Annotated in this window: 11 protein-coding genes; all 11 read right to left on the bottom strand. The window is 34.4% G+C overall.

The features are described 5' to 3' along the window. Positions 1-49: 49 nt before the first annotated feature. Entirely contained in the window at positions 50-1342 is a 1293-nt protein-coding gene (locus tag BLR17_RS13500; protein WP_066328975.1) for a bile acid:sodium symporter family protein, read from the bottom strand. A gap of 10 nt (positions 1343-1352) precedes the next feature. Beyond that, positions 1353-2015 carry an aspartate/glutamate racemase family protein gene (locus BLR17_RS13505; RefSeq protein ID WP_066328977.1) on the bottom strand — a complete coding sequence of 221 codons (663 nt, stop codon included), beginning with the start codon at positions 2013-2015 and terminating at the stop codon, positions 1353-1355. Between the two features lie 45 nt (positions 2016-2060). After that, positions 2061-3449: a four-carbon acid sugar kinase family protein gene (locus tag BLR17_RS13510; protein ID WP_066328978.1), complete on the bottom strand. Its 1389-nt coding sequence runs from the start codon at positions 3447-3449 to the stop codon at positions 2061-2063. Then, entirely contained in the window at positions 3449-4690 is a 1242-nt protein-coding gene (locus BLR17_RS13515) for a ribulose-bisphosphate carboxylase large subunit family protein (RefSeq protein WP_066328980.1), read from the bottom strand. Before BLR17_RS13515 ends, BLR17_RS13510 begins: the two co-directional genes overlap by 1 nt. A 209-nt stretch (positions 4691-4899) precedes the next feature. Beyond that, on the bottom strand, positions 4900-5115 hold the full coding sequence (locus BLR17_RS13520) for a helix-turn-helix domain-containing protein (protein ID WP_066328981.1): 216 nt from the start codon (positions 5113-5115) through the stop codon (positions 4900-4902). A gap of 3 nt (positions 5116-5118) precedes the next feature. Next, on the bottom strand, positions 5119-5598 hold the full coding sequence (locus tag BLR17_RS13525; RefSeq protein WP_066328983.1) for a DUF2975 domain-containing protein: 480 nt from the start codon (positions 5596-5598) through the stop codon (positions 5119-5121). Between the two features lie 325 nt (positions 5599-5923). Further along, complete coding sequence (locus BLR17_RS13530) at positions 5924-6685, bottom strand: SMI1/KNR4 family protein (RefSeq protein ID WP_066328984.1); 762 nt, start codon at positions 6683-6685, stop codon at positions 5924-5926. Positions 6686-6868: 183 nt separating this feature from the next. Further along, positions 6869-7369, bottom strand: coding sequence for a hypothetical protein (locus BLR17_RS13535; protein WP_066328985.1), 501 nt, complete (start codon positions 7367-7369; stop codon positions 6869-6871). A gap of 954 nt (positions 7370-8323) precedes the next feature. Beyond that, positions 8324-8476 (bottom strand): hypothetical protein, encoded by a 153-nt coding sequence (locus BLR17_RS16500; protein WP_169817168.1) that lies wholly within the window; start codon positions 8474-8476, stop codon positions 8324-8326. 197 nt (positions 8477-8673) lie between these two features. Further along, a complete protein-coding gene (locus tag BLR17_RS13545; RefSeq protein ID WP_066328988.1) occupies positions 8674-9228 on the bottom strand; it encodes a hypothetical protein in 555 nt (184 codons plus the stop codon). Between the two features lie 160 nt (positions 9229-9388). Continuing rightward, on the bottom strand, positions 9389-9691 hold the full coding sequence (locus BLR17_RS13550) for a hypothetical protein (RefSeq protein ID WP_139068390.1): 303 nt from the start codon (positions 9689-9691) through the stop codon (positions 9389-9391). Positions 9692-9842: the final 151 nt, after the last annotated feature.

Genomic DNA, 9842 nt, shown 5'->3' on the forward strand with positions numbered 1-9842 from the left:
CTATAAAATGATATCAGATGATTTTTTATACGGTAGATATGAAAATTTCTTAAGTGTTACATAAACTAGCTTCTGTTTTTTCTTCTTCAATCTCTGCTTTTTTTCTCCAATAATTGGCTAACAAAGAACCCGAAACATTCATCCACGGGCTAAATACCGCTGAAGCTAAACCAACTGTAGCCAGTTTTCCCATAGCACCGGCTAATCCTGATGCCATTCCTCCGTTTTGTAGACCTACTTCAAAGGCGATGGTACGGCTGCTGTTTTTGTCCAAACCACAAATACGGCTTAGATAATATCCAAAGAAATAACCTGCTCCATTGTGAAGAATAGCTACTAAGAAAAGTAAAAATCCTATTTGCAATAAATTATCCCTTCCGGCTGCGGTGGTCACTAAGGTGAAATAAATGATACCAAACATAGAAAAATAAGGCATGATACTGTCTATTTTCGGATAGGCTTTGTAAGCCAAATGATAGCCTTTTCCAACTAAAAATGCACCGGCTATAAAAGCACTAATTTCGATTATGTGGGCAATTGTACTATCCGCTTCGTAGTTGAAAGAATTATTAAAAAAGAACAATACTGCTAGCCAAATTGCTGAGATTATAGTTGAAATATCAATTCTTTTTCGGGCTGTTGAACCGTAATTTTTAAGAATATCATGAATCATAGCGGCCGCTAATGGAACCAAAACTATTTTGATAATCTCCATCATCATGTTGAAAAATTGAACTTCAACCATGGTTCCGGCAAATATTTTCATTAAAAAAGGAGTCATAACCGGAGCAGCTAAGGTAGAAATGGCGGTCACCGTAACTGATAAAACCAGGTTTCCTTTGGCAATATAGGTCATCACATTCGAAGCTAAACCACTGCTGCAAGAACCAATGAGAATAATCCCTGCGGCAATTTCGGGTTCGAAATGAAATGTTTTTGCCAAAATAAAACCAGTAATAGGCATAATGGTAAAATGTCCCAATAGGCCAATGATAACTCCTCTTCCTGATTTGCGAATTCCCGTAAAATCTTCAATACTCATTTGGGTTCCCATTCCGAACATTACCAATTGAATGATAATTAAAATGAGCCATTTGTTGCGTAAATCTATCGATCCAATGTGTAAAAAGGTTTGAGGGTAAATTAAACCTGCGCATACGGCAGTGATAATCCAAAAGGTATATTGGTAACCACTTAAAAGTTTGCTGTGACCAATACCAACAGCCATGCTCGAAAAAGCAGCAATTAAACTCATTTTCCAAACAGGGTCAATTTCTAAAAACCAGCCAATAGCTGCAACGATAAATAAAACAGGGCTAGCCCAAAGAAAAAATTTACGCATAGGAGATTTATTAAAAGTAAATTTCGGCTAATTTTTTCATCGCAATTGCAGGGCTGGCAAGAATAGGAACTATTTTTTCGGCATCAGTCAAACCGTCAACAACACGAGCCATTGAAGCCTGTGCCAAAACGATAACACCTACTTCCTGCATTAATTCTTTCAGGGCTTTAGCTACCATTTCGTCATGTTTGGCAGCATCTCCACTCATAAGAGCTTCAAAAGCGCCTTCGCATAATTTAGAAACAATAGTTACATTTTTTCCTGCTGCTAATGCTCTTCTTCGTACCAAATCACTCGTTGGTTCAAGGGTAGTCGGCAAAGTGGCAATTACACCAATTTTTTCACTTATTTGTACGGCTTCATCAGCCATCGCTTGGTCCACTCTAATTACTGGAACGCTGGATAAAGTTGCTGCAGTTTCTATAGCTACGCCAATAGAAGAGCAGGTTACCAAAATTACATCGGCACCGGCTTCTTCGGCTGCTTTCACGTGGTTTACCACTCTTGCAGCCGTATTAGGCATTAATTTTCCTTTTTTAATAACATCTTTAATCAAACTATCATCTACAATGTTAAAAGTTTCTACTCCATTTAGATATTCAGAAGTTAATTGTTGGAATAGAGGTACTAATGTAGCTGAGGTGTGGACGAATCCTAATGTTTTTGCTGTCATGTGTTAATTTGTTGTTTTTTTACAGTGTATAGCTGTTATTACTTTTTATATTAATTTTTCTCCTTTTAATACTTTTATAAAATAATCCGGAGTGCCTACCTGACCTCCTTTGAAATTTAATTCCAGTCCGTTTACCAATTCGTCTTCCGAAATGGCTTTGCAAAGCGGTGCCCCGGGGGCTAGTGGTGCCAACATTTCTAAGGCAAAAATTCCTAATTCGGATGCGGCATAACTCGAAGTGTCACCACCGGCAAATAGTATTCGTTGCACTTTTGTTGATTTTAGTACGTCTTTTATAATCTGTCCTAAAACACGGCCGTAAATTTTACTGCTTTGTTTTTGAATTTCTTTATGGTTAAGACCGCTGTGTTTTAAATAATCTTCAGTTTCAGCAATTCTTTTGTCATTTGTTCCTATACTGGTATGCAAAACGGTATTTTCTCCCTCTTTAATATTGCCAATGATTTCTCTGGCAACATTGGCAATACTTTGTTCCTGATGATCGTGATGCATGACTTTGCTTTCTAAAGCGATGCCTTTAAAACCATTTTCCAACGCATATTCTATTTGGTTAGCGGTCACTGGCGAACAGCTTCCCGAGATAACCAATAGCGGAGCGGCTTCGCCCGGAGGTTCAAATTCGAATTTACTATTGATTGTGTTTTTTTCTTTCCAGGCCAATCCTAATGCCATTTCGATACCCGAAGAACCTACCGTAAAAAGTGTTTTTTCTTTTCCTTTTTGCTGAAAAACGGCTCCAATGGTTTTTAAATGATCCTTATTTATTCCGTCAAAAAACAGAATTTCTTTCTTTTTTTTAGTTTGAATTTCATCCAAAACAGCTTCACTACCAGCTTCAATTGTGGTAATATTGATTAAATCAATTGATTTTGAAGTTTGTTGTGCCAAATGCAATCTCAAGTCGGCTTCATGGGCAGGAGTAACAGGATGTTTGCTCATTGAAGGATGGCGGTCAATGCGATGGATTTCACCATTTCCGATGGTTCCCATTCGGGCAAATAAATTTCCAAAAGCGCAATAACGTCCCAAGTGTGGCGCAGCAGGGGAGACGAAGGTGGTTTTTTGATTAAAAACTTCGCTGCCTATTTCGATGGCTTTACCAATGTTGCCCACATGTAGCGCCGAATCAAAAGTAGAGCAAACCTTGTAATGCACCTGTTCCGGGTTAAAATCTCTTAAGGTTTCAAAAGCAGGATACAATTCGCCTTCCATTTCTATCGGTGACATCGAACGGCTTTTTCCGGCCAAACCAATAGCCTGTACGCCGGGAAAAAGCGCTAAGTCTTTATGAAGTGGAGACCGGAGAAATAGAACGGTTTTAATACCGGCTAAGGTCAGGAATTCCAAAGCATCCGTGGAGCCTGTGAAATCATCACCGTAATAGGCTAATAATATTTCGTGTTCTCGTTTCATTATTTTGAAAATTTCTTAACTGATGCTGCAAATTCAGGATATTCTAATGCTGCTTCTTCTACTGATAATCCGTCAACTGCCGCTTTCCATGCTTGTTGCAGTGCGTTTACGCCTGCTGTTGCTCCCATTGGGTGTGCCAGGATTCCGCCACCGGCCATGTATAATAAATCGGTGGTTTGGGTTCTTCTGTAGGTTTCAGGTGCTTGTCCTCCCCATTGTCCTGAAGAAACTACCGGTAAAGGATTGTTTCCGCATACAAATGGTTTTAAACAGGATTGAATCGATTTTACAACCGAATCGTCCGATTCCCAAAACTTATTCTGGATTCCGTTAACGTGCATTTGGTCAACACCTGCCAAACGCCAAATTTTTTGATAAGCCGGAAATTCAATTCCCAACAGCGGATGACGGTTCAACATTCCCCAGCCATTTCTATGACCGTGAATAACCAAATCACCCTGATCACATATTTTTTTCGTAGCGCTCAATCCCACGCTGTTGATACTAATCATGGCACAAGTTCCTTCGTGTTTTTTTATTAGATCGTATTTTCTTTGCATTTCATCAATTTCGTCACTGATGTTAAAAGCATACATTACTTTCTTCCCGGTTTTTTGAGCATGCTCATTAATTACTTTCATGATAACGTTTACACGGTCGTCAAAAAGAGAGTTGGCGGTGGATCCCATCAATTCATCATCCTTGATAAAATCGATACCTGCGTCGATTAATGTTTTTACTAGGGCAGCTGTTTCGTCAACGCCCATACCCACACTTGGTTTGATAATGGTTCCAATCATCGGTCTGTCAGTAACTCCGCAAGATGCTTTAGAACCTTTGATTCCAAATTGAGGTCCTCTGTAATGATTTTTGAAAGAATCCGGAACGTCAAAATCCATTAGTTTTAAACCTGTAAACTGACTGATTTCGTATAGATTTCCTTGTAAAGTACTGATTAGAACCGGTAAATTATAACCAAAATTTTCAATAGACCAGCTTACCTGTACTTTGGCTCTTTGGTATTTTTTGCCTGGAATGCTGTTTCCCGGAATCGAAGGTTCGTCAACAATATCCAGCTTTTCAATGTTTTCTACGCGGGCAGCAAAACGTTGTTTTAGTTCGGCAGTTTCTCCCGGAACCGAAACAAACGTTCCTGATGATTGTTCCCCTGCTAATACGGCCGCAGCCTGTTCTACTTCATAAGGGGTTTCAATGTAATATTCTGCAAAAATTCTTTCCATTTTTTTTATTGAGCTACTTTGTGTTATCGTTTTAGTATTCTTGTAAAATTAAGACTTAAAATTACAATTACAAATGAATTAGTTGTTTTTCGAAAAAAATAAATAATTTTCGAAAATAATAGAAAATAATGGAAATAAAAAAACAACCCGGCAGGAGTTGTTTACTTATTGTGTTGTTTTAAAAAAAGATTGAATTTAATAAGCGACTTTTAAGTTTCATCATCATTTGCATATTCCAAAATATCGCCGGGTTGGCAGTCTAATGCTTTGCAAATGGCTTCTAAGGTACTAAAACGGATTGCTTTTGCTTTTCCTGTTTTTAAAATAGAAAGGTTGGATAATGTCAAATCGACTTTTTCTGAAAGTTCATTCAGGGAAATTTTTCGCTTGGCCATCATCACGTCTAAGTTTATAATAATAGGCATAGCTTAAATAGTTAGGTCATTTTCATTTTTCATGTCGATGGCATTTTGCAGAATTTTTTCAAGTACCGCCAAAGCAGTTGCAATAGCAATACCAATAAAAATAAGAATCATACTCATTGCTATAAAACCGGCAGGATCGTCGTCTTTATGATGAAATATATTGATGTAGACTCCTGCTGCTGCAATCAAAATACATAACAGGATTGCGCAAAATTTGATACTTTTTAAAGCTTTTACCGAGGTTGGCGTAAACAATTTGTTTTGTCCGATATAACCCAATAATCGAAATGCCTTATACAAAGCGACAAAAAAAGCAATTGAAGAAGCATAGCTATAGAGTATCAATGGGTCGGCGTAAATGCTGAATAAATCTAAGTTTTGGGCTCTTCCTTCGGTCAACGGAAACCGAATAAGGATGATTAGAGCAACAATGCCAATAAGTACAATAACTGCTTGAAGAAATAGGATGGATATGCGTTTCATAAGGGTCGAATAAAAGTGAAACAATGTATCAAATGTAATAAGTATTTATTGATATTCGATAAATATTTGTTGTTTTTTGAGGTTGGTTTGTTGCTTCTTTAATTTTCTTACCTGTTTTTGTTGCCTGAGTTAAATTGTAAAAATAAAAGTAGCGTTTGCAAGGTGGCTAGTTAGTGATGGAACTATTTTTAACCTCAAACGCTACGATTTATCTATTGATGTAAGTGGGCTCTCGTTGCAAACGAGAGCCAGTGGGATACAAAACCATCTTTCCATTAAGCCCAATGCCCAAATCCGTTGTAGTGGCTGTTGTGTGCTGTTTTTTTTAACCAAATAATTTATCTAATAGAATTGTTAGAAAATCTCTTTTATCTTTTAATGAGTGCATTCTGATTCTTTCGTCTTTTTCTGCTTGTTTTTTTTCTTCGTCAATTCTATATTTTTCAATTTTCTCAAATTCCTGTTCTTTTTTGATTGTTCTTTCCACTTCAATGGACTGATGATAAATTTCAATACGTCTATCAATTCTTTTTAATAACCAATCATTAAAGTTCAAGCGTTTTCTATTCGTTTTCAAGTCATATTCGGGATAAACTTCTTGATTTGAAGAATAATCATCTATCCATACATTTCCGAATTCTGCTCCATTAATTATTAAAAATGCAAATGTACCACAACCATAACTAGCAATAGTAATTTCACCATTTAGATATCCATTCATAAAAATTGTATCATCTTCATCATACATTATTTCATAGGGATATTTATCTTCAAATTCTGGTTTAGAAAATAGTACTTTTGTTGTTAATCTAAAAGGAACACTTGGATTAAATTCATCTTCTTCGTAAAAGAAATTTTGAAAATCTATTTTCTCAATAAAATCTAATTGATATTCGTCTTTACAAATTATTCCATTAGCAATATTTAACAAAAACCATCTATAATCTTCAGGTAATCTAACATTAAATTTATTTTCAAATAACTCAATCTCTTTTTCGTTAGCGATTGGTGAAAAAATATATTCTTCTCCGTATATTTTTTTGAAAGTTTCAATCGAATCTAATATGTTTTGCTTTGGATTTGTCATATGTAAAATTAGATATTGTTGTTAGCACTCAATAAAATAGCACACAACGTTCTGGCACTACAGCGGGTTTGGGACTAAATTAAGCCCATTCTTCGGATTTGCCAAATATTCCAAATACAAAACCATCTTTCCATTAAGCCCAATGCCCAAATCCGTTGTAGTGGCTGTTAGGTGATGTTTTTCTTAATCCCAAAATGTGAAATAGAGAATATAATTTGTTTCTTCACATTTTAATATTATGTACTCATAATCAATACCAAGCTCTAAATGAACTTTTTCGTTTTCACTTTTCAAGTTCTCTATTTTTAAAATTTTATTGACCTTTAAGATGTCTTCTAACAGTTGAAAAAAATCATTTATTTGGTTTTCTTGCTTATCAGGGCTAATATTAAGATTTCTAAGTTCACCATTATTAAAAAACCAAACTTTCAAAATATCTAAAAAAGTCTCCTTTGAAATATCGAGTAAATTTATTTGTTGGTTTTCAAAAATGTAAAATCTTTTTTTTAATGTTTCAGATATATTTTCAGATTTACCGAATTCAACAATTTCATATTCAAATACAAGATTAGAATTAGGTTCATTTAGTTCAGCGAAAGAATGCAGTATTCCTTGAATGTATTCAATACTTTTTATGGAATATTTATTTGTTTCGTATTTTTCAATTCCAATTCTCAATTCCATATAGATTCAGTTTGAATTATGATTTTAATGTATTGTTGTTCAAAATATCACCTAACGTCTTGCAGCTACAAGTAGTTGCGGGGTTATTAATTCTATTTTTTATTTACGGAAATTTAATTCCAATATTCTTTCTGCGTAACCTTATTCTAGCAATTACTTGTAACTGCTGTTGTAGGTAGTTGCTTTTTTTGAAATTGTGTGTTTGTTTTCTGTAAACTTTTTCGTCAAATTCTTGTAAGAATGGGTAGAATTTAGTAGGTTTGCAAATTAAAATAGAAAATGCCCAATTCTTTCGTCGGAAAGTGGGCTTAAAATGTAGTTCTTAAAAATATTGTTCAACTTAAATTTAAAATGATGAAAACTTTAAATCAAACGGCTCGCCTCGGTTACTGGGCAAACATTATTAATCTTCTAATTAGAAAACAGAAATGGAAAGAGACTCCAAACCTAAATTCTATGAGAACCCTTACTTTATCAATTTCGCCTCCACAGCCTTGTTTGAAACAGTAAGATGGATAATCTCATTAAAAGGATAATAACCTTTAAGAAGCCCAACTTCGGTTGGGTTTTCTTTTTAGTCTCTAAGAGTATCTCCAATTATAATATTAGGAGCGTCTCTTTAAACGACTCTGCAAAGATAATCACAGTCTAAACTAACAATCTAATAAAAACGATACTATTTATCTATATAAACGACACCTTTTATAACAAAAGTTTATACAACATAAACAAAAGTTTTAATTTTTAAACAAACACACAATTTCAAAGAACTTAACTATATGAAAACAATCAAAATTATCGACTGTAATAATAACGAACAAAACCTAAACGTAGATAAAATCTACAATGTTTCTTCTTATGAACCTGGTTTTAAACAACCCGCTATAACCGAAATATCTCTACATGAAAAAGACGATACTCATCCTTTTGCAGTATTTAAAACTTACGAAAGTGTTAACTCTCTTCTGTTAAGGTTGGAAGCTTGCAGGTAGTTTCTGCAATCTTTTTAAGATATTCTGCTGTTGATACTATAAAGTCATATGATTTTCCGCGGAGGAACTTTTCAGCAAATAATATCGCATATTTATTTGGGTTTTCTTCTGTCATTTTTACATTGTCTTTTATACGCTTCGGCTTCTTTTTGCAATTACCTACAACGTTCTCGCGCTACAGCGGGTTTGGGACTAAATTAAGCCCTATTTTCGGATTTGCCAAATCATCACAAATACAAAACCAACTTTCCATTAAGCCAATTGCCCAAATCCGTTGTAGCGTGTGTTAGTGGCTGGCTCTTAAGGGTTGAATTATTTATGCTTACCTAAAATTGGCTTTAAATGTTTGGCTAAATCATTTTCTAAAACTTCCATTAGATTAATCATTTCAGGTTCAAACTCAAAAACAGTTAATTTTAAATTCAAATTAAGTTCTTTTGTCCAATAAAACAGTTGTAATCCTTGAGTTCTATTTACTTTATAATATCCTAAATGCTGAATAAGTCTTCCCCAAAAATGGCGCTTAACTTTTCCTACGTAAAGTATTTTGCTTTCTATTATTTTACTTTTGATAGCAGGAATTGATTTCGAATTTTCGCTAATTGAATATTGTTTTATTTTGTCAATTATTTCGGATGTTAAGTTCTCTGAAGTTATTTCAAAGTAATACAAACAAGGTCCAACTAATTCTTTTAGTTCAGTAAACATTTTTTCATATTTATCTGAATTAGTAATGTCAATATGATTATAATCTTCTAAATCGCAACAATTAATATTAAATTCTTTTGTTCTTTTTACTCCGTTTTTAGATAAGTTTTGCAAAGGAATAACAGCATTTCTGCTAATTTCTTTAATCGTGTTTTCCATATAAATTTTCTTTTTTCTGCGTTTTTTTTGGCGAGCTTGCCACTAACGTTCCTTGGCTTTGCGACAGTTGCGATGCCAGCGAACGAATTATTTTCTGTTAAAGATATACGTTTTTCGTGAACGCATAAAAACAAAAACCAGCAATTGCGCGAAACCGCTGTTAGCGGTAGTTTTCGTACTTCGCTGATAACTTATCATTCAAGTAATCAGACAGCTTTTCATAATCCTTTGAATTTCGTTCAAACAATCTGATTTTTTCTCCTTCAATATTTATGATTATTTCGTTTCCGGTTTTAATTCCTAATAGATTATAATGGTTTTCAGTCCAACTTGAAATTGCTTTTAAATCGTATCTTTTTTGATCTGAAAAAGTCTGATTGATTATTAAATCATTCTCAATGAGATTAAAATACTTGATTCTTTTAATTCTTCTTATTTCCAGTATTATAAATGCTAAACCCATTAATATTAAAGCCGTTTTTTCCCATAGTTGATTCGACCTTTCTGTAAAAGCGAAAATTAGAACGCTTAATAAAAGCGTTACTAAAATAATCTGTAATATATTTTTTGTTGTCTGTGTCATGTCTGTGTGGCGAGAAAATTACCGCTAACGT

Origin of the sequence: Flavobacterium glycines, assembly GCF_900100165.1 — a bacterium.
Classification (GTDB): Bacteria; Bacteroidota; Bacteroidia; order Flavobacteriales; family Flavobacteriaceae; genus Flavobacterium; species Flavobacterium glycines.